The sequence below is a fragment of the Mycolicibacterium parafortuitum genome, from assembly GCF_002086815.1.
Lineage (GTDB): Bacteria > Actinomycetota > Actinomycetes > Mycobacteriales > Mycobacteriaceae > Mycobacterium > Mycobacterium parafortuitum.
In genome coordinates this window covers 1-373 of the sequence record NZ_MVID01000078.1, presented here as the reverse complement: position 1 = coordinate 373, position 373 = coordinate 1, and the positions used below count along the sequence as shown (strand labels likewise).

Here is a 373-nt window from a genome sequence, read left to right as displayed (position 1 = left end):
TCGATCCCCAGGCCGCGGTGACCGCCGAGATCGCCGCGGCGTATCGGATCACCCAAGGGTTGGCGCTGCACCAGACCTACCGGGCGGTGGTGCTACGCGACCGCCTCCCCCGAGTGGGGGCATTGTTTCTGGCCGGGGTGATCTCGGAGCTGCTGGTGCGCGCGATCATCACCCGCACCGATCTGATCACCGACCCCGCCCTGATCGCCGCCGTGGACGCTGAGCTGGCCGCGACGGTGGCGGGGTGGGGGGCGTTGTCGGTGAAGGCCACCGAGGCCACCATCGATGAGATCGTCGAGCGCCACGATCCGGACGCGGTGCGTAAATCCCGTGATGCCGAGATCGGGCCGGCGCTGGAATTCGGTGCCCCCAC

General features: G+C 69.7%; 1 protein-coding gene. It reads left to right on the top strand.

Going from position 1 to position 373, the window contains the following annotated elements; translation table 11 throughout:
• On the top strand, positions 1–373 hold a 373-nt coding region (locus tag BST38_RS28850; RefSeq protein ID WP_133057274.1), incomplete at both ends, for a DUF222 domain-containing protein.